Source organism: Pseudomonas sp. Z8(2022) (assembly GCF_025837155.1).
Classification (GTDB): Bacteria; Pseudomonadota; Gammaproteobacteria; order Pseudomonadales; family Pseudomonadaceae; genus Aquipseudomonas.
The window spans coordinates 3,471,822-3,494,792 of record NZ_CP107549.1; the positions used below are offsets into that span (position 1 = coordinate 3,471,822).

20 protein-coding genes and 1 pseudogene are annotated in these 22,971 nt (G+C 63.3%); 10 read left to right on the top strand and 11 right to left on the bottom strand.

All coding sequences use genetic code 11. The features are described 5' to 3' along the window. Positions 1 to 15: 15 nt before the first annotated feature. Entirely contained in the window at positions 16 to 1,755 is a 1,740-nt protein-coding gene (gene dauA, locus OEG79_RS16630) for a C4-dicarboxylic acid transporter DauA (RefSeq protein ID WP_264146061.1), read from the top strand. A 104-nt stretch (positions 1,756 to 1,859) separates the two neighbouring features. Here the strand turns inward: dauA and OEG79_RS16635 are convergent, their stop codons facing one another. Beyond that, positions 1,860 to 2,417, bottom strand: coding sequence for a hypoxanthine-guanine phosphoribosyltransferase (locus OEG79_RS16635; protein ID WP_264146062.1), 558 nt, complete (start codon positions 2,415 to 2,417; stop codon positions 1,860 to 1,862). 243 nt (positions 2,418 to 2,660) lie between these two features. Between OEG79_RS16635 and upp the strand changes: the two genes are divergently transcribed. Then, positions 2,661 to 3,299: a uracil phosphoribosyltransferase gene (gene upp, locus OEG79_RS16640; protein WP_264146063.1), complete on the top strand. Its 639-nt coding sequence runs from the start codon at positions 2,661 to 2,663 to the stop codon at positions 3,297 to 3,299. A 1-nt stretch (position 3,300) separates the two neighbouring features. Further along, positions 3,301 to 4,563 carry a uracil-xanthine permease family protein gene (locus OEG79_RS16645; protein WP_264146064.1) on the top strand — a complete coding sequence of 421 codons (1,263 nt, stop codon included), beginning with the start codon at positions 3,301 to 3,303 and terminating at the stop codon, positions 4,561 to 4,563. Between the two features lie 63 nt (positions 4,564 to 4,626). Here OEG79_RS16645 and OEG79_RS16650 read toward each other — a convergent pair whose 3' ends face one another. Together OEG79_RS16650 and OEG79_RS16655 are read right to left on the bottom strand one after the other, a co-directional pair. After that, on the bottom strand, positions 4,627 to 5,640 hold the full coding sequence (locus OEG79_RS16650; RefSeq protein WP_264146065.1) for a DUF481 domain-containing protein: 1,014 nt from the start codon (positions 5,638 to 5,640) through the stop codon (positions 4,627 to 4,629). 91 nt (positions 5,641 to 5,731) lie between these two features. Beyond that, positions 5,732 to 5,983, bottom strand: coding sequence for a hypothetical protein (locus OEG79_RS16655; protein WP_264148766.1), 252 nt, complete (start codon positions 5,981 to 5,983; stop codon positions 5,732 to 5,734). Between the two features lie 17 nt (positions 5,984 to 6,000). Between OEG79_RS16655 and OEG79_RS16660 the strand changes: the two genes are divergently transcribed. Together OEG79_RS16660 and OEG79_RS16665 are read left to right on the top strand one after the other, a co-directional pair. Further along, on the top strand, positions 6,001 to 6,372 hold the full coding sequence (locus OEG79_RS16660) for an MGMT family protein (protein WP_264146066.1): 372 nt from the start codon (positions 6,001 to 6,003) through the stop codon (positions 6,370 to 6,372). A gap of 40 nt (positions 6,373 to 6,412) precedes the next feature. Next, positions 6,413 to 8,209 carry an AmpG family muropeptide MFS transporter gene (locus tag OEG79_RS16665; RefSeq protein WP_264146067.1) on the top strand — a complete coding sequence of 599 codons (1,797 nt, stop codon included), beginning with the start codon at positions 6,413 to 6,415 and terminating at the stop codon, positions 8,207 to 8,209. Positions 8,210 to 8,263: 54 nt separating this feature from the next. Here OEG79_RS16665 and OEG79_RS16670 read toward each other — a convergent pair whose 3' ends face one another. Then, on the bottom strand, positions 8,264 to 9,091 hold the full coding sequence (locus tag OEG79_RS16670) for a mechanosensitive ion channel family protein (protein ID WP_264146068.1): 828 nt from the start codon (positions 9,089 to 9,091) through the stop codon (positions 8,264 to 8,266). Between the two features lie 103 nt (positions 9,092 to 9,194). Beyond that, positions 9,195 to 9,674 carry a YajQ family cyclic di-GMP-binding protein gene (locus OEG79_RS16675; RefSeq protein ID WP_013714167.1) on the bottom strand — a complete coding sequence of 160 codons (480 nt, stop codon included), beginning with the start codon at positions 9,672 to 9,674 and terminating at the stop codon, positions 9,195 to 9,197. A 136-nt stretch (positions 9,675 to 9,810) separates the two neighbouring features. On the opposite strand from OEG79_RS16675, the pseudogene OEG79_RS16680 reads away from it, so the two are divergent. The 4 genes and pseudogenes from OEG79_RS16680 to OEG79_RS16695 all read left to right on the top strand — a co-directional run. Further along, a pseudogene (locus OEG79_RS16680) lies at positions 9,811 to 10,776 on the top strand (response regulator); the annotation flags it as partial. Next, positions 10,773 to 11,684, top strand: a complete 912-nt coding sequence (locus OEG79_RS16685; protein WP_264146070.1) for a putative 2-dehydropantoate 2-reductase — start codon at positions 10,773 to 10,775, stop codon at positions 11,682 to 11,684. The pseudogene OEG79_RS16680 and the gene OEG79_RS16685, both read left to right, overlap by 4 nt. Before the next feature lie 71 nt (positions 11,685 to 11,755). Beyond that, on the top strand, positions 11,756 to 13,774 hold the full coding sequence (locus OEG79_RS16690) for an ATP-binding protein (protein WP_264146071.1): 2,019 nt from the start codon (positions 11,756 to 11,758) through the stop codon (positions 13,772 to 13,774). Positions 13,775 to 13,777: 3 nt separating this feature from the next. After that, a complete protein-coding gene (locus OEG79_RS16695) occupies positions 13,778 to 14,353 on the top strand; it encodes a cob(I)yrinic acid a,c-diamide adenosyltransferase (RefSeq protein ID WP_264146072.1) in 576 nt (191 codons plus the stop codon). A 7-nt stretch (positions 14,354 to 14,360) separates the two neighbouring features. Here OEG79_RS16695 and OEG79_RS16700 read toward each other — a convergent pair whose 3' ends face one another. From OEG79_RS16700 to OEG79_RS16720, 5 genes are all read right to left on the bottom strand, one after another. Beyond that, positions 14,361 to 15,302, bottom strand: a complete 942-nt coding sequence (locus OEG79_RS16700) for a Nudix family hydrolase (RefSeq protein ID WP_264146073.1) — start codon at positions 15,300 to 15,302, stop codon at positions 14,361 to 14,363. Further along, complete coding sequence (locus OEG79_RS16705; protein WP_264146074.1) at positions 15,299 to 15,931, bottom strand: glutathione S-transferase family protein; 633 nt, start codon at positions 15,929 to 15,931, stop codon at positions 15,299 to 15,301. The genes OEG79_RS16700 and OEG79_RS16705 overlap by 4 nt, the downstream gene beginning before the upstream one ends. A 129-nt stretch (positions 15,932 to 16,060) precedes the next feature. Beyond that, entirely contained in the window at positions 16,061 to 17,278 is a 1,218-nt protein-coding gene (gene argJ, locus OEG79_RS16710) for a bifunctional glutamate N-acetyltransferase/amino-acid acetyltransferase ArgJ (protein WP_264146075.1), read from the bottom strand. Between the two features lie 140 nt (positions 17,279 to 17,418). Continuing rightward, on the bottom strand, positions 17,419 to 20,154 hold the full coding sequence (gene secA, locus OEG79_RS16715; RefSeq protein ID WP_264146076.1) for a preprotein translocase subunit SecA: 2,736 nt from the start codon (positions 20,152 to 20,154) through the stop codon (positions 17,419 to 17,421). Between the two features lie 236 nt (positions 20,155 to 20,390). After that, positions 20,391 to 21,311: a M23 family metallopeptidase gene (locus tag OEG79_RS16720; protein ID WP_264146077.1), complete on the bottom strand. Its 921-nt coding sequence runs from the start codon at positions 21,309 to 21,311 to the stop codon at positions 20,391 to 20,393. Positions 21,312 to 21,389: 78 nt separating this feature from the next. Here OEG79_RS16720 and OEG79_RS16725 point away from each other — a divergent pair, with 78 nt between their 5' ends. Further along, positions 21,390 to 21,845: a DUF721 domain-containing protein gene (locus tag OEG79_RS16725; protein WP_264146078.1), complete on the top strand. Its 456-nt coding sequence runs from the start codon at positions 21,390 to 21,392 to the stop codon at positions 21,843 to 21,845. Positions 21,846 to 21,960: 115 nt separating this feature from the next. Here the strand turns inward: OEG79_RS16725 and lpxC are convergent, their stop codons facing one another. After that, positions 21,961 to 22,872: a UDP-3-O-acyl-N-acetylglucosamine deacetylase gene (gene lpxC / locus OEG79_RS16730; protein WP_264146079.1), complete on the bottom strand. Its 912-nt coding sequence runs from the start codon at positions 22,870 to 22,872 to the stop codon at positions 21,961 to 21,963. Positions 22,873 to 22,971 lie beyond the last annotated feature (99 nt).

Genomic DNA, 22,971 nt, shown 5'->3' on the forward strand with positions numbered 1-22,971 from the left:
ATTAGGGGAGCCAGCATGTCACGTCAATCGTTACCGCTGTTCGCCGCCTGGCGCCAGACCCTGCGTGCGGGCTACTCCTGGAAAGCCCTGCGCGGGGATCTGAGTGCCGGACTGACGGTCGGCATCATCGCCATTCCGCTAGCCATGGCGCTGGCCATCGCCGTGGGCGTGGCGCCGCAGCACGGTCTCTACACCGTGCTGATCGCCGCGCCTCTGATCGCCTTGTGCGGCGGCTCGCGCTTCAACATATCCGGCCCCACCGCGGCCTTCGTGGTGATCTTGCTACCGATCACCCAACAGTACGGCCTCGGCGGCCTGCTGCTGTGCACCATGATGGCCGGGATGATTCTGATCACCCTCGGTCTGTTGCGCGCCGGACGACTGATCGAGTTCGTGCCCTACCCGGTGACGCTGGGCTTCACCGCAGGCATCGGCATCGTCATCGCCATCTTGCAGATCAAGGACCTGCTCGGCCTGGAACTGGCCGCTACACCCCAGCATTTTCTCGACAAAGTGGCGCTGCTCTCCGAGGCCCTGCCAAGCCTTCAACCTGGCGACACCCTGGTCGCCGTCTGCAGCCTCGCCACCCTGCTGCTGTGGCCACGCCTGGTACCGCGGATACCCGCGCATCTGGTGGCCCTGGCCGTAGGCGCCCTCCTCGCCCTTGCCCTGGAGCATGTCGGACTGCCGGTCGCGACCCTGGGCGAACGCTTCAGCTACACGCTCGACGGCATCGAACATCCAGGCATTCCCCCTTTCCTGCCGGCCCTGGCATTGCCCTGGACACTGCCCGGTCCGGACGGGCAACCTCTTCACCTGTCGTTCGAACTGATTCGTCAGTTGCTCGCCCCCGCCTTCGCCATTGCCATGCTGGGCGCGATCGAGTCCCTGCTCTGCGCCGTGGTGGCCGACGGCATGACTGCCAGCAAGCATGACCCGAACGCCGAGCTGGTAGGCCAGGGTCTGGGTAACCTGGCCGCGCCCTTCTTCGGTGGCATTACCGCCACCGCCGCCATCGCTCGCAGCGCCGCCAACGTACGCGCAGGCGCGTTTTCACCACTGGCGGCGATCATTCATGCCGGCGTGGTGCTCGCCGCCATCCTGTTACTGGCGCCGCTGTTCAGCTACCTGCCGATGGCGGCCCTCGCCGCTCTGCTGCTGATGGTGGCGTGGAACATGAGCGAGGCGCGCCACGTCGCGCACACCCTGCGCATCGCGCCGCGCGGTGATGTGCTGGTGCTGCTGACGTGCCTGGTACTGACCGTGCTGTTCGACATGGTCCTGGCCGTGGGCGTCGGCCTGCTGCTGGCCGCCGGCCTGTTCATCAAGCGCATGAGCGAGCTGACCGACACGGCAGCGCCGAGCCGGCGCCAGCGCCAGGCCCTGCAGGACTTGCCGCAGCAGGTGATGGTCTACGTGATTCGCGGGCCGCTGTTCTTCGGCGCCGCAGAGAAGGCTCTGAGCGTGCTGCGCCGTTTCAGTCCGGAGGTGAAGGTGGTGATCGTCGACATCAGCGCCGTGCCGCTGCTGGACATGACCGCCATCGCGGCACTGGACAACGTCCTGCGCGACTACCACAAGCAGGGTGTGGCCCTGATTCTCTGCGGCCCCAGCGCTCAGGTGCGACTGCAACTGCGCCGTGCCGGCATCCATCGCCAGCCCGGTCAACTGGCCTATGTACATGACCTGCCCCAGGCGCGGGAGAAGGCGCTGCGCTGGCTGGCTGGAACAACGAAAGAGGCGCCCTCCGAGTAGGGACACGCCTTGCACACTCGGGGGTAGCGGCCGGCAAGCAGGTGCGCGCGGCGCCCCTGCCCCGGCAAAGCCCGAGGCTCCTGTGTGCAGTCAGATGAAGGGGCTTACAGCCCCTTGACGGCGAAGATGCCTGCGGCGTTGCGCCAGTAGCCCTTGTAGTCCATGCCGTAGCCGAAGATGTAACGGTCGATGCACTGCAGCCCGACGTAATCGGCTTTCAGGTCGGGCCGCGCCTTGCGGTCGTGTTCCTTGTCGATCAGCACGGCGGTGTGCACGGCACGCGCACCGGCATGACGACAGAAATCGATGATCGCACCCAAGGTGTGCCCTTCATCGAGGATGTCATCGACGATCAGCACGTCGCGGTCGATAAAGGAGACTTCCGGCTTGGCCTTCCAGAACAGTTCGCCACCGCTGGTTTCGTTGCGATAACGGGTGGCGTGCAGATAGGACGCCTCCAGCGGGAAATTCAGCTTGGTCAGCAGCTTTCCGGAAAAGATCAGACCGCCGTTCATCACGCAGAAGACCACCGGATTGCGCTCGGCCAGCTCGGCGTTGATCCGACTGGCAACCTTGTCGATGGCCGCTTCCACCTCGGCTTCGGTGTACAGGCAGTCAGCTTCCGCCATGACTTGGCGAATGTGCACGAGATCGGCGGACATGATGGACTCTCTCTTGATCGTTGATCGGCTGATAAGTGGCGGCGAACAGCCTGAAAGCTGATCGACCCGTCAAATAAAAGCGGGCAAAGGTACAGACCCGTGCAGCGCTTGCCAAGTATCGACTGACCAGCGTAGACGATAAGCGGCGCAGATCATGATGACCAATCAGTCACCCACCACTTGGCATGAGCAATGCTTTAATCTAACGCAATTTTTCCCAGAGCCCGTTGGAGATCCCAGCCCATGCCCACCCGCGAGATCCGCCATCCGCTGATCCGTCACAAGATCGGCCTGATGCGCCGCGCCGATATCAGCACCAAGAATTTCCGCGAGCTGGCTCAGGAAGTGGGTGCCCTGCTGACTTATGAAGCCACCAACGACCTGCCGCTGGAAGCCTACGAGATCGAAGGCTGGGCGGGCACCGTGCAGGTGGAGAAGATCGCCGGCAAGAAGATCACCGTGGTACCCATTCTGCGTGCCGGCATCGGCATGCTCGACGGCGTGCTCAGCCTGATCCCTGGCGCCAAGGTCAGCGCCGTGGGCGTGGCGCGCAACGAGGAAACCCTCGAAGCCCACACCTATCTGGAAAAGCTCGCACCTGAAATCGACTCGCGCCTGGCCCTGATCATCGACCCGATGCTGGCCACCGGTGGCTCGATGGTCGCTACCATCGACCTGCTGAAGAAGGCAGGCTGCAAGGACATTCGCGCCATGGTCCTGGTCGCTGCACCCGAAGGTATCAAGGCTGTCGAACAGGCCCACCCGGACGTGACCATCTTCACCGCCTCCATCGACCAGTGCCTGAACGAAAATGGCTACATCATTCCGGGCCTGGGCGATGCTGGCGACAAGATCTTCGGCACCAAGCAGAAGGACGCCTGACATGTCTCAGACGGAATTCAACGACCCGCTGTGGCGCCAGGGCATATCCGGCGCGCAGATGCTGTTCGTGGCCTTCGGCGCCCTGGTGCTGATGCCGCTGATCACCGGCATGGACCCCAACGTCGCGCTGTTCACCGCCGGTATCGGCACCCTGCTGTTCCAGCTGGTGACCAAGCGCCAGGTACCGGTATTCCTGGCCTCCAGCTTCGCCTTCATTGCGCCGATCCTGGCTGCCAAGGGCGAGTTCGGCCTGCCTGCGGTCATGGGCGGGGTCATCGCTGCCGGCGCGGTCTACATCCTGCTCTCGGTACTGGTCAAACTGCGCGGCCCCAACTTCATCGACCGTCTGCTGCCACCGGTGGTGATCGCGCCAGTGATCATTTCCATCGGCCTGGCGCTGTCGCCGGTTGCGGTGAACATGGCCATGGGCAAGGCCGGTGACGGCAGCGTCGAGCTGGTGCCCTACAACACCGCGATGATGATTTCGATGCCGGCGCTGATCACCACCCTGCTGGTGGCCGTACTGGGCCGCGGTATCTTCCGCCTGGTGCCGATCCTCGCCGGTATCGCGGTCGGTTGCGCCATTGCCGCCGTGCTTGGCGTGATCGACACCAGTGCCGTGAGCCAGGCGGCCTGGATCGCCATGCCCAACTTCATCGCACCGGAACTGCACTGGGGCGCCATCCTGTACATGGTGCCCGTGGCGCTGGCACCGGCCATCGAGCACATCGGCGGCGTGGTCGCCATCGGTAATGTCACCGGCAAGAACTTCGTCAAGCAGCCAGGCCTGCACCGCACCCTGCTTGGCGATGGCCTCGCCACGTCGGCAGCCGGCCTGTTTGGTGGTCCGCCCAATACCACCTACGCCGAAGTCACCGGCGCGGTGATGCTGACCAAGAGCTACAACCCGAAGATCATGACCTGGGCTGCGGTTTTCGCCATCGCCCTGGCCTTCATCGGCAAGTTCGGCGTAGCCCTGCAGAGCATCCCGGTACCGGTAATGGGCGGCATCCTCTGCCTGCTGTTCGGTTCCATCGCCGTGGTTGGCCTCAACACCCTGATTCGTCATCAGGTCGACCTGTCCGAAGCGCGCAACCTGATCATCGTTTCGGTGACTCTGGTATTCGGCATCGGCGGCATGGTCATTGGCGGCAAGGAATTCGCCCTATCGGGCATCTCCCTGTGCGCGATCAGCGCCCTGCTGCTCAACCTGGCGCTGCCAGGCGGCGCCGGCTGGCGCAAGCGGGACGTGGAAGAAGCCTGATACCTCACCCAACAAAAAGCCCGCGATAATCGCGGGCTTTTTCATTGGCAACAGCGCCAATACCTACCAGCCGACGCCAAAGCCCAGCGTGTAACGGGTTTCATCCAGGTCGCCCTCGGCGCCACTGACGATATCCTTCTCGGCCTTCATGTTCAGCGAGGCCCAGTCGGTCACCTTGTAGCGCAGACCCACCTCGGCATCCAGGCTGTACTCGGCAGCGCCGCTCAGCGGGCGGCCAACTTCGCCGACGCTGAACAGCTCGACGGTCTTGCCGATCAGGTAGCGGTTGTAGTCCCACTTCACGCTCAGGGCATAGAAGCGGTCCTGCTCGCCATTGCTGTAGCGGTAGTCACTGCGGTTGGCCAGGGTGGCAACGGAGAACGCACCCAGTTCATCGTCCCAGAACTGGTAACCCGGACCGGTACCCAGGGTGCGCTGACGCTCGACTTCCTCGATGCGATCACGCTTGTACTCGAAGCGGCCCTGCCAGAACCATTTCTCGGTGAGGAAGCGGTCCAGCGCGTATTCGGCACTCCAGTTGTCGGTACTGACCACGTCGTTCTTCAGTTCACGGTTGTAGTCGGCAAGTGCGTTGTGCCGCCACAGACCATGACGCGCCTGGGTCTTGATACCGACATCGTAGTCGTCGGAGTCGCGCTCACCGCGCTTGTAGTCCAGGCCGATGTCGATATTGCCCTTCCAGGTGAAATCCTCCACCAGAGGCTTGGGCTTCATGATCTGTTCGATCTGCGCCAGATCGATGGTCTTCGGCGCCTCACCATTGGCCAATGTCACCTTGCCGGGCTCGGCAGCGAGCAGCGATTTGGCGCGCTCGCCGTTCACCGGCCCGAGCTTGACCAGCAGTTCATGCTCGCTCTCCAGCGTGGCGACCTTCTTCCAATCCAGCGGGATGGAACCGCCGTAATCGGTTTCCAGCAGCAGCTTGCTGCCGTCGAAGAAGCGGATGGTGCCGGTAAGGCGATCACCGTTCTTCAACCAGACGGTATCGGCGAAAGCGGCGGAGCTGCACAAAGCGATGCTCAGACCTAACAGGGACAGCGATATGGAGCGCGACATAAGTTGGGCAACGGCGTTGGTGGGCGAAAGCCGGGCATTATCCGCAACCCCGGCGCCAGAGCAACAGCTGACCGGGCCCGATACGCAGAGTTCAGCGCTTTCCGCCGGACGGCAGCCGCCGGGTGGCATCCCCTGCTGCAATGCCCGCAGCCAACCTTTCGCTGCGTTCGTTGTCGAAACCGCTACGCGGCACCGGCAGGGGCTTGTCCGAACCGAGGGTATCGATATCCTTGCAGGCGATCAGCACCTGACCGGCGTACCTGACATCGAGCTTTCCAGCAGACGGAATCTGACCCAGAGCGAGCAGCCAGGGCAAAAAGGAACAGGGCGATAGTACGCGCATGATTAAGGACGAATCCGATGGCCAAGAAACCGCCAGAGCCTGCATGGCCGGCATCACCACCGGCCAGCGCGGGGGCGCGCCGCGAAGCGCTGTACCTGGTACTGGCGCAGGTACCGCAAGGCAAGGTCGTCAGCTACGGGGAGCTGGCCCAGCTGGCGGGTCTGGGCCGCGCCGCGCGCTGGGTCGGCCGCACGCTGAGCCAGCTGCCCGATGGAACCACCCTGCCCTGGCATCGGGTGATCGCCGCTGGCGGACGTCTCAGCCTGGCAGCCGGCAGCCCCTCCGGTGCAGAACAGCGGGCGCGCCTGCGTGCAGAGGGCATCAGCATCCTGAACGAACGCGTGGATATGCGTCGTCACGGCTGGCGCCCGATGGAGCACAGCAGTTAGAGTGCGCCCTACGAACCACCCCAGCCCAGATTCGAGCCTGATGCCACGCAAATCCTGGCGAGAAGCCCTCGCCACCTATGCCAACCCCGCCACACTGGCTCTTCTGCTTCTGGGTTTCGCCGCCGGCCTGCCCTATATGCTGGTGTTCTCGACCCTTTCGGTATGGCTGCGCGAAGCCGGCGTGGCGCGTGAGACCATCGGCTTCGCCAGCCTCATCGGTCTGGCCTATGCCTTCAAGTGGGTGTGGGCACCGATGCTCGACCAATGGCGCCTGCCACTTCTGGGCAAACTCGGCCGGCGCCGTTCCTGGCTGGTGCTGTCGCAGGGTCTGGTCGCCATCGGTCTGATCGGCATGGCCAATTACGACCCGCAGACGCATCTGTCCATGCTGATCGCCCTCGCCGTACTGGTGGCCTTCGCCTCGGCCACCCAGGACATCGCCGTGGACGCCTACCGCCTGGAGATCCTCGGCGACGAACACCAGGCCGCGCTGGCCGCCGCCTACATGACCGGCTACCGCGTCGCCGCACTGCTGGCCACCGCTGGCGCACTGTACTTCGCCGAAGGTTTCGGCTCGACCTCCCAGAACTACCAGTTCAGTGCCTGGACCGGCACCTATCTGGTGTTCGCGCTGCTCATGCTGCCGGGCCTGCTCACCTCCATCTGGATGCGCGAACCGCCGCCCCCGCCTCATATTCATGTCACGCCGCCGAAACACGGCTTCTTCCATCAGCTGCTGGCGATCAGTGCGGTGATCGTGCTGATCATCGCTGTACCGACCCTGTTCATTCAGTTCTACCAGAGCGACCTGGTGCCCATGCTGCTCGGCGAGGTCAGCATGCAGGAACTGCTCTACAACGACCGCGCCTTTCTCCGTGCCATGCTCTACAGCACCCTGGCCTGCGTGTGCGCCTCGGGACTGTTCTGGGGCGGGCTGGCCCCGGTACTGAAAACCGCCGCAGCGAAGTACGGGTTCTTCCACCAGCTGCTTTCCGTGCTGCTGCTGATCATCCTGCTGATCTCCATTCCGGCCATGGTCACCCAGTTCTACGATAGTGATCTGGCGCTGCTGTTCCGGGGCCAGATCAGCCTGCAGGAACTGCTGCTCCACGACCGCGCCTTCCTGCGCGCGCTGCTCTATACCCTGCTCACCAGTCTGTCGATATCCAGCCTGTTCTGGGGCGGCATGGCGCCAGTGCTCACCCCGATCAACGACTTCATCGTGCGATATCGCTGGCAGGCACTGCTTCTGCTGAGCCTGATCGCCACCTATCGCCTGTCCGATACGGTGATGGGCGTGATGGCCAACGTGTTCTACATCGACCAGGGCTTCACCAAGGAGCAGATCGCCAGCGTCAGCAAGGTCTTCGGCCTGATCATGACCCTGCTCGGCGCAGGTGTCGGCGGCCTGTTGATCGTGCGTTTCGGCATCATGCCGATCCTGCTGATCGGCGCGGCGGCATCGGCGGCGACCAACCTGCTGTTCATGCTGCTGGTGGGTATGGGCCCGCACCTGAACATGCTGATCGTCACCATCAGCTGCGACAACTTCAGCGCCGGCCTGGCCACCTCGGCGTTCGTCGCCTACCTGTCGAGCCTGACCAACCTCAAGTTCTCCGCCACCCAGTACGCCCTGCTCAGCTCCATCATGCTGCTGCTGCCACGCCTGATCGGCGGCTATTCCGGGGTGATGGTGGAGCACCTCGGCTATGCCCATTTCTTCCTCGCCACAGCGCTGATGGGCATCCCGACGCTATTGCTGATCGTCGTCCAGTGGCGCCGCGACAAGCGCCAGCCGCTGCCCGAGACGCCGCCACCTGCAGTCGATAAGACCTGATCGCCAGACAGAAAAAAGCCCCGGCTCCCCGGGGCTTTTTCATTGCGTCGAGTTTTACTCGGCCTTGGCCAGATGCACTACCCGCTGCGGGAACGGAATGCCTATACCGGCTTCGGTCAGGCGCTCCTTGGCCAGTTCGGTGAAGGCGAAGGTCACCGGCCAGAAGTCGCCGGTCGCCACCCACACGCGCAGCGACAGATTCACCGCACTGTCGCCCAGGCCGGTGACGAAGACCACCGGCGCGGGCTCGACATGCACTCGCGGGTCCCTGGCGATATCCAGCAACACCTCACGCGCCCGCTTGATGTCGCTGGAATAGTCGATGCCGATGTTGATATCGGCGCGACGGCGCGGTTCACGCGAGTAATTGGTGATATGACCATTGGAGAGCGCGCCGTTGGGCACGATCACCACCTTGTTGTCGCCGGTCTTCAGCGTGGTGTGAAAGATCTGGATACTGTCGACGCTGCCGGACACACCCTGCGCCTCGATCCAGTCGCCGGCCCGGAACGGGCGAAACAGCATGATCAGCACGCCGCCGGCGAAATTGGCCAGGCTGCCCTGCAACGCCAGGCCGATGGCCAGACCTGCGGCACCGATCATGGCGATGAAGGAGGTGGTTTCCACGCCGATCATCGAGGCGACGCTGATCAGCAGCAGAATCCGCAGCACGATGCTGATCAGGCTGCAGATGAAGCTGCTCAGCGCGCGGTCGACCTTGCGCACCTCGAGAACGCGCCCAACGCTGGCGGTAAGCCTGCTGATCAGCCACCAGCCAATCAGCAGGGTGATCAGCGCAAGGATCAGCTTGCCGCTGTACTCCAGCAACACGGGTAGCCAGGCCTCGGACAGCTTGACCAGTTCGTCGACATTCATCTCCATAGGGTGCTCCCGTTTTCCCGTACACGAAACGAAACCGCCATGGCATGCCATGGCGGTCAGAATGCTATCAACCAGGGCTGCGACGCCTCAGCGCCGCAGAGGTTCAATCGCGGAAGTTGTTGTACTGCAGTGGCATGCCGAACTCGTGACCGCGCAGCAGGGCGATGGCTTCCTGCAGGTCATCGCGCTTCTTGCCGGTGACGCGCACCTGCTCGCCCTGAATGGCGGCCTGCACCTTGAGCTTGGCGTCCTTGATGTGGGCGACGATCTTCTTCGCCAGCTCCTTGTCGATACCCTCGCGGAAGGTGACTTCCTGCTTCATCACCTTGCCCGAAGCATAGGGTTCCTTGGTCTCCATGCACTGGCAGTCGATCTTGCGCTTGACCAGACTGCTGCGCACGATGTCGAGCATCTGCTCGAGCATGAACTCGGCTTCGGCGGTCAAGGTCAGCGCCTTGTCCTTGCTCTCGATACTGCACTTGCCACGCAGATCGAAACGGCGATCGAGCTCCTTAATGGCGTTGTCGACCGCGTTGGTCAGTTCGTGTTTGTCCAGTTCGGACACGACGTCGAACGAAGGCATGAGTGGGCTCCCTGATGGACGGCGCGATCCTCTTCACGGAGTGAGCGCGCGTGACTTGACGATAACTATGACGGGCTCATTATAACCAGACTGATACCCGCCGTTTGGCGTCCTTCCTCTCTGCCTGCGAGCCTGCACCATGCCCAACCCCTATCTCAGCATCCTGGTGGTGGACGACGCCAAGTTTTCCAGCGCCATGATCGGTCGAGCACTGAGCCAGGCCGGCTACCAGGACGTACGCTTCGCCACCAGCGCCAGCGAAGCGCTGCAGTTGCTGGAGCAACGCCCGGCCAGCGTGCTGCTGGCCGACTGGCTGATGCCCGAGATCGACGGCCTGGAGCTGACCGCACGGGTGCGGCAGCTGGACGAGACGGCCGATCACTACACCTACATCATCCTGCTCACCGGCAAGGAAGGCGAAAACGTTCTGGGCGAAGCCTTCGACCGTGGTGTCGATGACTTCATCAGCAAGGCGGCGATGAACGAACAGCTGGTGCCGCGCGTCTACGCTGCCGACCGCCTGTGCAACACCCTGCAGCGCCTGCTGCAGGAGAACCGCATGCTGACGCAGAACATCGCCAGCCTGGAGCGGCGCAACCTGGTCGACCCGCTCACCGGCCTGGGCAACCCGCGCTACCTGCGGCAGAAGCTCGCCGACAGCCTGCGTCAGATCGAATCGCGCGGCGGCGCCGTCTGCTACCTGCTGATCGGCCTGCAGGATGCGAGTCAACTGCGCAACCAGTATGGCAATCGCTTCTTCAACGAACTGCTGCACAGCGCCGCGCGCAGGCTGCAACAACTGGTGCGCCCGCTGGACGTGCTGACCCGCCTGGATGACAACCACTTCGGTCTGATCACCCTGCTCGAAGACCTGCACGAGTGCTCGCCGAGCAGCTTCAAGCGCCTGCACGAAGGCCTGAATCTCAAGGCCTTCAAGACCAGCGAGGGCTTCATCACGCTGAAGGCCGGCATCAGCCTGGTCGGGCTGGACGCCAAGGCGCTGCCCATCGATCCCGAACAACTGATCCAGCACGCACAGAAGCTGCTGGCAGAGTCCTACGCCAGCGGCCGGGTCGCCGCCATGCGTCTGCCCCTGCAGTGACCTGGCACATCCTCGGCGCCGGCAGCCTCGGCTGCCTGTGGGCCACTCGTCTGGCCCGCGCCGGTCTGCCGGTCAGGCTGATCCTGCGCAACCCGCAACGCCTCGCGGCCTATCGCCAGGCCGGCGGCCTGACGCTGATCGAAGCAGGCCAGGCCCGGCAGTACGCCGTTGCGGCCGAGCTGCCACAGGCGAGCACACCGATTCATCGCCTGCTGCTCGCCTGCAAGGCCTATGACGCGCAAGACGCGGTGGCAGGCATCGCCGGGCGCCTGGCCCCGGGCGTCGAACTGCTGCTGTTGCAAAATGGCCTGGGCAGCCAGGATGAAGTCGCCCAGGCACTTCCCGGACAGCGCTGCCTGCTCGTCTCCAGCACCGAAGGCGCCTTCCGCCCTGCCGAATTCCAGGTGGTGTTCGCCGGCAATGGCCAAAACTGGCTGGGCGACCCGAGCGATCCCCGGCCGCCCACCTGGCTGGACGAGCTGCAGCGCGCCGGCATCCCTCATCAGTGGACTCCGGACATCCTCACACGCCTGTGGCGCAAGCTGGCGCTGAATTGTGCGATCAACCCGCTCACCGTATTGCACGACTGCCGCAACGGCGGACTGGCCGAACATCCGGCCGAGGTCGCCACCCTGTGCGAGGAGCTCGGCGAGCTGCTGCAACGCTGTGGCCAACCGGCTGCAGCGAACAATCTGCACGAGGAGGTGCAGCGGGTGATTCACGCCACCGCGGCGAATTACTCGTCCATGCATCAGGACGTAGCCCTGGGCCGCCGCACCGAGATCAGCTATCTGCTGGGCTACGCCTGCGCCGCCGCGCAGCGTCATCAACTGCATCTGCCGCATCTGCTTCATCTGCAACAACGCCTGCTCGGGCATCTGCAAGCGCGCGGCCTGCCCGTGAACTAGCGGCCCCGGCCGTGGCAATGACCGCCCCGGCGCGCTAACCTGCCGTTTCCATTCGCCACAGCGATAACTTCATGAGACTGCGTCAGCGCCTCGAAAACCTGCCGGTTGGCCGCAAACTGCTCGCCGCGCTGCTGGTGTTGCTCGCCGCGGTGATGCTGGTGGCCAACCTGGCGTTCATCATCGCGGCCTACTGGATCACCCAGGAGAGCATGGCGCCTCAGGCCCTGCACACCCTCGGCCGGCTTATCGCCAGTCCGACGCTGAGCAAGGAGGCTCTGCACTCGTCGGCCTCGGCCGAAACCGTCCTCAAGCGCCTGGACGATTACGCACCGCTGCGTGCGGCGGTTATCTACGACAGCAACGGCAACAGCCTGGCACAACTGCAGCGCGGTGAAAAACTGCAGCTGCCACAGCAACTGAGCCAGCTGGAGAACTGGCGTGAAACCGCCTTTCGCACCAACCTGCTGGTCGACCTGCCCCACCCCAGCGGCCGCCCTGGCGCCCTTCTGCTGGTCGCCTCCAGCGAGCTGCCCAGCGTCTTCTATACCGGCACCCTGACCGCCAGCCTGGTCATTCTGGCCTTCAGCGTGCTGCTCTGGCTGCTGGTGGCCAAACAGATCAGGCGCCTGGTGACCAGGCCCATCCGCCGCCTGGAAGAACTCTCACGCCAGGTCACCCGCGAAGAGAACTATGCTCTGCGCGCCAATCGTGGCAATCAGGATGAAATCGGCAGTCTGGCCGACGCCTTCAATACCATGCTGATGCGCATGGAAGCACGCGAGCAGCAGCTCAAGCGCGCACGTGATGATGCCCAGCAGGCGTTCGACCAGGCCCAGAGCCTGGCCGAGGAAACCCGCCACTCCAACCGCAAGCTGGAGCTGGAAGTACAGGTGCGCAGCAAGATCGAGAAGAAGCTCACCGGCTTTCAGAACTATCTCAACAGCATCATCGACTCCATGCCTTCAGCGCTGATCGCGCTCGACGAGCAGCTCTACGTCACGCAGTGGAATCAGGAGGCCAGTGCCCTGTCCGGCACGCGCCTGGAAGAGGCACTGAACCAGCCGGTCTTCCTCGCCTTCCCCCCCCTCAAACCGTTCCTACCGCAACTCAAGCGCACCGCCGAACACCACAGGGTGGAGAAGGTCGAGCGCGTGACCTGGCACAAGGATGACGAGCCCCACCACTACGCCCTGACCTTCTACCCGCTGATGGGCAGCGCCGGGCGTGGCGTGGTGATCCGCATCGATGACATCACCCAGCGCCTGGCCCTCGAAGAAATGATGGTGCAGTCGGAAAAGATGCTGTCGGTCGGCGGCCTGGCCGCAGGCATGGCGCACGAGATCAACAACCCGCTCGGCGCCATCCTGCACAACGTGCAGAACATTCGCCGGCGTCTGTCGCCGGATCTGGAAAGGAACATCGAGCAGGCCGAACAGGCGGGCGTCAGCCTGGAAGCCATTCAGCACTACATGGAGGCACGCGAGATACCGCGTCTGCTCGACGGCATTCAGCAGGCCGGCCAGCGCGCGTCCAAGATCGTCAGCCACATGCTCAGTTTCAGCCGACGCAGCGACCGCCAACTGGCGCCCTGCGACCTGCCGGCACTGATCGACCAGGCACTGGAGATCGCCGGCAACGACTTTGACCTGGCCGACAGCTTCGACTTCAAGAAACTGGAGATCGTGCGCCAGTTCGACCCGCTGCTGGGGCCGGTGGCCGGCACCGCCAACGAACTGGAACAGGTGTTGCTCAACCTGCTGAAGAACGCTGCACAGGCCATCCACCAGCGCGAAGAAAGTGCCGAGCCCGGTCGCATCATCCTACGTACCCGGCAAACCGGAAACTGGGCGGAGGTGCAGGTGGAAGACAACGGCACGGGCATGAGCGAAGCGGTGCGCAAACGCATCTTCGAACCCTTCTTCACCACCAAGGAAGTCGGCCAGGGCACCGGACTCGGCCTGGCAGTCTCCTATTTCATCGTCACCAACAATCACAAGGGGCAGATGGAGGTGCACTCCACGCCGGGTCAGGGCACCTGTTTCACCCTGCGCCTGCCGCTGGCCTCTCTGCCCGAGAACACAGGACTCTGAACCATGGGCTTTCGCCTTTCGAAGATCTACACCCGCACCGGCGACAAGGGGGAAACCGGCCTGGCCGATGGCCGCCGAGTCGGCAAGGACCATCCGCGTATCGAAGCCATCGGCGAGCTGGATACGCTCAACAGCCAGCTCGGCCTGCTGCTCGCCGACCTGCAGGAGGCTGCCGCCACCTGCCCGGGACTCAGGGAGATCGGCGAAGTGCTGAGCCCTTGCCAACATCGCCTGTTCGACCTCGGCGGCGAACTGGCGATGCCCGAGTACCAAGCCCTGCAACCGGTTGAAGTGGAACGCCTCGAGACCGCCATCGACCGCTGGAACGAAGAGGTCGGGCCGCTGGAGAACTTCATCCTGCCCGGCGGCTCGCGATTGATCGCCCAGGCCCACGTCTGCCGCAGCTTCGCGCGCAGCGCCGAGCGTCGCTGTCAGCACCTCAATGTCGTGGAACCGCTACGCGCCGAGGGCCTGGCTTACCTCAACCGGCTCTCCGACCTGCTGTTCGTCGCCGCTCGCCTGATCGCCAGGCGTCAGGGCATCGCCGAAGTGCTGTGGCAGGCTGCCGACAAACCCTAGGCCGCGCCTACTGCGGCCAGAACGCGCGGATACCCGCCACACCTTGTGCACCGCTCTGCCAGGCACGTTCGATATCGCTCGGAGCAACACCGCCGAGCAGATAGGCCGGCAGGTTGAAATGGCTCAGCATTGCACTGGCCGCCTCCCAGCCCAGCGGCCGCGCCTCGGGATGAGTCGCGGTCGCCTGCACCGGCGACAGAGTGACGAAGTCCACGCCCATCTGCGCTGCCAGCGCCAACTCCTCGGCCCCATGGCAGGACGCTGCCAGCCAGCGATCCCTGGGGAAAGGGCGACCGCCCGCGGCATACTTGCGCAGTTGTTCGGAGGTCAGATGCCAACCGGCTGCGGGGAAATCGCCCAGCCATTCCAGCGGCCCCTTGAGCATCAGCTGCGCCTTGCCGGCGCACAGGCCCTGCACATCGACCGCCAGATCACGGTACTGCGGGTCGAACATGTTCGGCGCACGCAGCTGAATCAGCCGCCCCCCTTGCGCCAGGGCACTGCGGATCCCAGCCAGCAGCTCGCCCGGCTGCAGACCATCCGGAGTGATCAGGTAGCGATCAGGCAGACGCGCAGCGGCGACTATGGGGTTGTTGGCCGCGGGAAACTGGTATTCAAGCAGTTGCCGCTCGCTGGCCCAGGCCAGCGGTTGGCCTTCCGCACCATGCGGCTCGCCGGTGAAGGACGAGACTTCCCAGACGTCCAGCAGCACCTGCTTGTCCGGGTAGTCGTGGCGGATCTGGATCAGCGGGCGCGCTGCCTGCGGCCGAATGCCCAGCTCCTCCTCCAGCTCACGATCCAGGGCGGCGCGTACAGCTTCACCCTCCTCCACCTTGCCACCGGGGAATTCCCACAGGCCGCCCTGGTGTTTGTCCTCGGGCCGTCTGGCGATCAGGATGCGTCCATCGACACCCCGGATCACCGCTGCCGCGACATGAATACGCTTCAACCCTTCACCTCCTGTAATGCCGCCTGATACCAGCGCTGAAACGCCGGCCAGCGATAGATGGTTTCGACATAGGCCGCAGCCGCCGTCGGCAATGCCACATGGTAACTGCGCAGGCGCGCGGCGACCGGCGCGTAGAAGGCATCAGCGATGCCGGCCTGGCCGAACAGGTAATTGCCGGTGCCGGCGTAACGCTCGCGGCAGTCGGCCCAGATTGCGCAGATACGGTCGATATCGGCCTGCGCCTCGTCAGGCATCGCAGCCAGCGCCTCGTCGCGCGCCAGATCCATGGGCAGATGGTTGCGCAGCGCGCTGAAGCCGCTGTGCATTTCCGCACAGACACTGCGCGCCAGCGCGCGGGCGTGACGATCCTGCGGCCACAGCTGCGCCTCCGGGTAGCACTCGGCCAGATACTCGGCGATCGCCAGCGAATCCCACACCGGCCCCTGCTCGGTCAGCAGCACCGGCACCTTGCCGGTGGGGGAATAGCGCAACAGCTGTGTGCGGCTGTCCGGCTGATACAGACGTACCTGCAGTTCTTCACAGTCGGCACCGGCCAGATCGACCGCCAGCGCCGCACGCAGAGACCAGGAGGAATAGTTCTTGTCGCCAATCACCAGTTGCAGGGCCATCTTGCGCCTCCTCCGAGGTTCGAAGAAATCTTCAGAAGTCGCCCGACGTTAAGATTCCGCACCCCGAATAGCAAATTCCCGCGCGTCATGGGCTCATGAGGCGCGGGAATAATGCACGGCAGAAACCAATCAGGTGCGGTATTCGGCGTTGATCTTCACGTATTCGTGGGACAGGTCGGTGGTCCAGATGGTCTCGCTGCAGCTGCCGCGACCCAGCTCGATACGGATGGTGATCTCCTCGCGGGCCATCACCGCCGCGCCCTGCTCTTCGGTGTAGGAGGCCGCACGGCAGCCCTTGCTGGCAATGCAGACCTCGCCGAGGAACACGTCGATCTTGCCCACATCCAGTTGCGGCACACCGGCATAGCCGACGGCTGCCAGGATCCGCCCCCAGTTCGGGTCGGAGGCGAACAGCGCGGTCTTGATCAGCGGTGAATGGGCCACGGCATACGCCACATCCAGACACTCCTGATGGGTACCTCCACCGTTGACCTGCACGGTAACGAACTTGGTGGCCCCTTCGCCGTCACGAACGATGGCCTGCGCCACCTCCATGAACACCTCGAATACCGCCTGCCTGAGCTTGGCGAACAGCTCGCCGGAGGCCTCGCTGATCTCAGGCAGTGCAGCCTGGCCGGTAGCGATCAGCATGCAGCAGTCATTGGTCGAGGTATCGCCGTCGATGGTGATGCGGTTGAACGATTTGTTCGCCGCGTCGCGCACCAGATCCTGCAGCACGCCCTGGGCGACCTTGGCGTCGGTAGCGATATAGCCAAGCATGGTGGCCATGTTCGGGCGGATCATGCCGGCACCCTTGGAGATGCCGGTGACGGTGATGGTCACACCGTCGTGCTGGAACTGGCGGCTGGCGCCCTTGGGCAGGGTATCGGTGGTCATGATGCCGGTGGCGGCCGCTTCCCAGTTGTCAGCCTTGAGGTCATCCAGCGCGGCCTGCAAGGCGGACTCGATCTTCTCGACCGGCAGCGGTTCGCCGATCACCCCGGTGGAAAATGGCAGCACCGCGCTTTCGGCAACACCGGCCAGCTCGGCCAGGCGTGCACAGGCGCGACGCGCACGCGCCAGACCATCGGCCCCGGTACCGGCGTTGGCATTGCCGGTATTGGTCAGCAGGTAGCGCACCTCGCCGCCGAGACGTTCGCGGGTGATCAGCACGGGGGCGGCGCAGAACGCATTGGTGGTGGTCACACCGGCAATACGCGAGCCTTCCGCGCAGCGCATCACCACCACATCCTTGCGCCCGGGACGCTTGATGCCGGCCGAGGCGATGCCCAGCTCGAAACCAGGAACCGGGTGCAGGGTAGACAGCGGGCCAAGACCAACAGCCATGAGGTGCGCTCCTTCAGATATGCGGTGATCGCTTCAGCGACCGAGTGAGATGGTAAAACGCCGCGAGCGGCTGAGCCGTTCGCGGCGTTGTCAGGGCGCTGGCAGCATAGCCGAAGCGTCCACTACTGCAAGCAGTGCGATCAGCCGATCTGGCCGTGGCAGTGTTTGTACTTCTTGCCCGAGCCGCATGGGCAGGGCTCGTTGCGACCAACCTTGGCCTCGGCACGCACCGGCGCGGTGGCCACGGCAACGTCGCCTTGTTCACCATCCTTCTCTTCAGATGCTAGCGCAGAGGCGTCAGCGTGCTGGAACTGCATGCGCTCGGCCATGGCTTCGGCTTCGCGACGCAGGCGGGCCTCTTCTTCGGCCGGGTCTTCTCGACGCACCTGAACATGGCTGAGCACGCGGATGGTGTCGCGCTTGATCGACTCCAGCAGTTCCTGGAACAGGGCGAAGGACTCGCGCTTGTATTCCTGCTTGGGGTTCTTCTGCGCGTAGCCGCGCAGGTGAATGCCGTGGCGCAGGTGATCCATGGTCGACAGATGGTCTTTCCACAAATCGTCCAGTACGCGCAGCAGAATCTGCTTCTCGAAGGTACGCAGGGCTTCGGCGCTGGCCTGGGTCTCCTTCTCGTTGTACGCAGCCAGCAGCTCGGCGAGGATGCGCTCGCGCAGGGTTTCCTCGTACAGCTTGTCGTCTTCGTCCAGCCACTGCTGGATCGGCAGTTTGATGCCGAAGTCGCTCTGCAGGGTAGCTTCCAGGCCGGCGACGTCCCACTGTTCCGGCATCGACTGCGGCGGAATGTGGTTGTTGATGGCGGCGGTCAGTACTTCCTCGCGGAACTCGGCGATGGTGTCACCGACGTTATCGGCCGCCAGCAGGCTGTTGCGCATGTGGTAGATGACCTTGCGCTGCTCGTTGGCCACGTCGTCGAATTCGAGCAGCTGCTTACGCATGTCGAAGTTGCGGCCTTCGACCTTGCGCTGGGCCTTCTCGATGGCGTTGGTCACCATGCGGTGCTCGATGGCCTCGCCGGACTGCATGCCGAGGGCCTTCATGAAGTTCTTCACCCGGTCGGAGGCGAAGATGCGCATCAGGTTGTCTTCCAGCGACAGGTAGAAGCGGCTGGACCCCGGGTCACCCTGACGGCCGGCACGACCACGCAGCTGGTTGTCGATACGGCGCGATTCGTGGCGCTCGGAGGCGATCACGTGCAGGCCGCCGGCTTCGATCACCTGCTGATGGCGCTTCTGCCACTCGGCCTTGATCTGCGCGATCTGCTCTTCGGTGGGGTTCTCCAGCGCCGCGACTTCCACTTCCCAGTTGCCGCCAAGAAGGATGTCGGTACCACGACCGGCCATGTTGGTAGCGATGGTCAGCGCCCCCGGACGACCGGCCTGAGCGATGATCTCGGCTTCCTTGTCGTGGAATTTGGCGTTGAGCACCTTGTGCTCGATGCCTTCCCTGTTCAGCAGCTGGCTGACGTATTCGGAGGTTTCGATGGTGGCGGTACCCACCAGCACCGGACGGCCCTGAGCCTGGCACTCCTTGATGTCGGCGATGATCGCCTGGTACTTCTCCTCCTGGGTCAGATAGACCAGATCGTTGAAGTCCTTGCGCGCGACCGGCTTGTTGGTCGGAATCACCATCACGTCCAGACCATAGATCTGGCGGAACTCGAAAGCCTCGGTATCGGCGGTACCGGTCATGCCGGACAGCTTGTTGTAGAGGCGGAAGTAGTTCTGGAAGGTGGTCGAGGCAAGAGTCTGGCTCTCGGCCTGGATATTCACCCCTTCCTTGGCCTCGATGGCCTGGTGCAGACCTTCGGAGAGGCGGCGACCCGGCATGGTACGGCCGGTGTGCTCATCGATCAGGATGACCTGACCGTCCTGCACGATGTATTCGACATTGCGATGGAACAGCTTGTGCGCACGCAGGCCGGCGTAGACGTGGGTCAGCAGGCCTAGGTTGTGGGCGGAGTAGAGGCTCTCGCCTTCGGCCAGCAGGCCGGCAGCGGTGAGCATCTCCTCGACGTACTGGTGGCCGGCTTCGTTGAGCTCGACCTGACGGCTTTTCTCGTCGACCTTGTAGTGGCCTTCCTGAGTGACCACGCCCTCTTCTTCCTCGATGTGCTGCTTCAGGCGAGGAATCAGTCGATTGATCTCGACGTACATCTTCGAGCTGTCTTCGGCCTGGCCAGAGATGATCAGCGGGGTACGGGCTTCGTCGATGAGGATGGAGTCGACTTCGTCGATCACGGCGAAGTTAAGCTCGCGCTGGAACTTGTCTTCCAGGCTGAAGGCCATGTTGTCGCGCAGGTAGTCGAAACCGAATTCGTTGTTGGTGCCGTAGGTAATGTCGGCGGCGTAGGCGGCGCGCTTCTCTTCCGGCGGCTGGAACGGAGTGACGATGCCCACGGAAAGACCGAGGAATTCGTACAGCGGACGCATCCAGTTGGCGTCACGACGGGCCAGGTATTCGTTGACCGTGACCACGTGCACGCCCTTGCCGGACAGCGCATTGAGGTAAACCGCCAGGGTACCCACGAGGGTCTTGCCCTCACCGGTGCGCATCTCGGCGATCTTGCCTTCGTGCAGGGTCATGCCACCGATCAGCTGCACATCGAAGTGGCGCATGCCCATGACGCGCTTGCCCGCCTCGCGGCACACCGCGAAGGCTTCGGGAAGCAGCTGGTCGAGCGTTTCGCCCTTGGCCAGACGGGCCTTGAACTCTTCGGTCTTGCCGCGCAGCTGCTCGTCCGAGAGGGCGATCATCTGCTCTTCGAGGGCGTTGACGGCCTGCACCGTCTTGAGCATGCGCTTTACTTCACGCTCATTCTTGCTTCCGAAAAGTTTTTTCAACAGAGGCGCAAACATATCGACAGGATCTTCCGGCGAATGGATGGAGGTCGGCGCAAATCGCGACATGGCAGCCTGCATGGCTGCGGGCGAAGGGGGCATTCTACCCGGAAAAGCCGGGGAGGAAAGTGACGTTGTCAGCCCATTGCTGCCGCGTGATGGCGCAAACCGGGTATCCCCGGAGAACCAGGGACGCGGCGTAATGTTTTATATGAGGATCAATGCTGGCAATTCAAGGGCAGCGCGAAAACCGCTCATTCGACGCCACTGGCACGTGCGATGTACAGCGACGGGTTGACCTGCCGGCCATCCTTGCTGACTTCGAAATGCACGTGATAACCCGTGGAGCGCCCCGTGCGGCCGACCCTGGCGATGGTCTGGCCACGCTGCACCAGATCACCGATCTGCACGATGTTGCTCTGGTTGTGCGCGTACAGCGTGACGTAGCCATCGGCGTGACTGATTTCCACGGTATTGCCGTAACCGTTCTTCTTGCCGGAGAAAGTCACCACCCCGGCCGCCACGGCGACCACATCACTGCCCGGCTTGGCTGCGAAGTCCATCCCTTTGTGCACACTGGTACGGCCGGTCAGCGGATGCACGCGGCGCCCGAATGGCGAGGACACATATCCCTGCAAGACAGGGCGACCGGAGAGGGTTTCAGCTTCGCTCAGGCGACGCTCGCCAAGCAGTTGCTCCAGCACCTCCAGCTGCTGCTCACGGCTTTCGACACGCAGCGCCAGGTCGTCCAGCGCATTCATGAAAGGTGGCGGGGCATAGGCCGAAGCGCCCAGAGCATCTTCCGCGCCACCCTGACCGACACTGAGGGAGAAGTCGAACTCGCCGGCATCCAGCTCCGCCAGCTCCGTGAGGCGCTCACCCAGCGCATCGAGCCGGGTCAGACGCGCCTGCAACTCGGCAACATGCGCGGCGAAGGCGTCGAGCTGGCGCTGAGCGTCCTGACGCACGGCGCCGACCTGCTCGCGCTGCTGATCGAGCGCTTCGGCCAGCGAGGCATCGACCACAGGCTCGGCGGTCAGCCACTTGGCCCCCATCGCGGCACCAGCACCAAGGCTCATGCACAGCAACAGAACAACCGACAACAGCAGCCAGCGCAGGTTTAGATGGATCGTTTGCGCCGAACCGTGGCGACTATTAAGCAGAATGATATGCATCGCTTCCCCATTTCGCCGAACACAGGCCGGCAGCACGCTCTGCTACCATGTCGGCTCTGCAACCAAAGGCCTCCTGCCATGTCGTTTCGTCCCTTGCCGGCCCAGGCACCCGCCAAGCTTCTGCGCGAAGCCAAGCCCCTGAAAGCGCTGTTCGGTCAGGCGCAACGCCTTACCCACCTGCAGCGTCTTGTCGAAAGCCAGCTGCAGCCGGCAGCCAGGGAACACTGTCACGTGGCGTCCTGGCGCGACGGCTGTCTGCTATTGATAGTGACCGATGGCCACTGGGCAACACGCCTGCGTTATCAGCAAAAAAGACTGCAACGACAACTGCAGGCACTTGAAGAGTTCGCGACCTTAACGAAAATTCTGTTCAAGGTGCAACCACAAGGCGGCCAGATTCGTGGAACCGGTCGCACCTTGCACTTGTCTGATAGCGCCGCACAAAGTATCCAGGCAACAGCCGAAGGTATCAGCGACCCCAGGCTACGTGCCGCATTGGAGCGCCTGGCCAGCCATACGCAGAAGAACGAGTAACCCCCTAGTTCCGCTCGTCGCCACCTTTTGCCTCACCGCCCTCACCAGACAAACGGCACGCCATAAAAAGGCCACCCGAAGGTGGCCTCAACTTGATGCAGGAAAGAGAGTTGGCTTACACGGCCGCAACCGGGCGCATGTAAGAGATCGGCGCAAGTTTGGCGTCCTCGAAGGTCACCATTTCCCAGGCATCGGTCTGCTCGATCAGCGTGCGCAACAAACGATTGTTGAGCGCGTGACCAGACTTGAAGCCCTTGAACTCGCCGATCAGGCTGTAGCCCAGCAGGTACAGGTCGCCGATAGCATCTAGAATCTTGTGTTTGACGAATTCGTCCTCGTAACGCAGGCCGTCTTCATTGAGCACGCGGTTCTCGTCGACCACGATGGCGTTTTCCACACTGCCACCGAGTGCCAGGTTCTGCGAACGCAGGAACTCGATGTCACGCATGAAGCCGAAGGTGCGGGCCCGGCTGACTTCCTTGACGAAAGACGTGCTGGAGAAATCCACGCTGGCGCTCTGCGTACGATTGCGGAACACGGGGTGATCGAAGTCGATCTCGAAGCTCACCTTGAAGCCGTCGAAAGGCACGAAGGTGGCGCGCTTGTCGCCCTCCTCCACAGTCACCTCACGCAGGATGCGGATGAACTTCTTCGGCGCTTCCTGCTCCTGCAGGCCAGCGGATTGAATCAGGAATACGAAGGGACCAGCGCTGCCATCCATGATCGGCACTTCGGACGCGGAGAGCTCGACGTAGGCGTTATCGATGCCCAGGCCTGCCATGGCCGAAAGCAGATGCTCTACCGTATCCACCTTGACATCACCATTGATCAACGTGGTCGACATGGTGGTTTCACCGACATTCCCGGCCAATGCGCGGATTTCCACGATCGGGTCGAGATCGGTACGACGAAACACGATACCGGTATCCACCGGAGCCGGCTTCAGGGTCAGGTAAACCTTTTCCCCCGAATGCAGGCCAACGCCGGTGGCACGGATGATGTTCTTCAGGGTGCGTTGTCTGATCATGGCTTGGCCGCTATATCGCTAGTTGCGAACTGTTTTCAACAATGGTCGGGAATGATAGCAGAACCGACCTTTGCTGAACACCAATCACCCTTATACTCC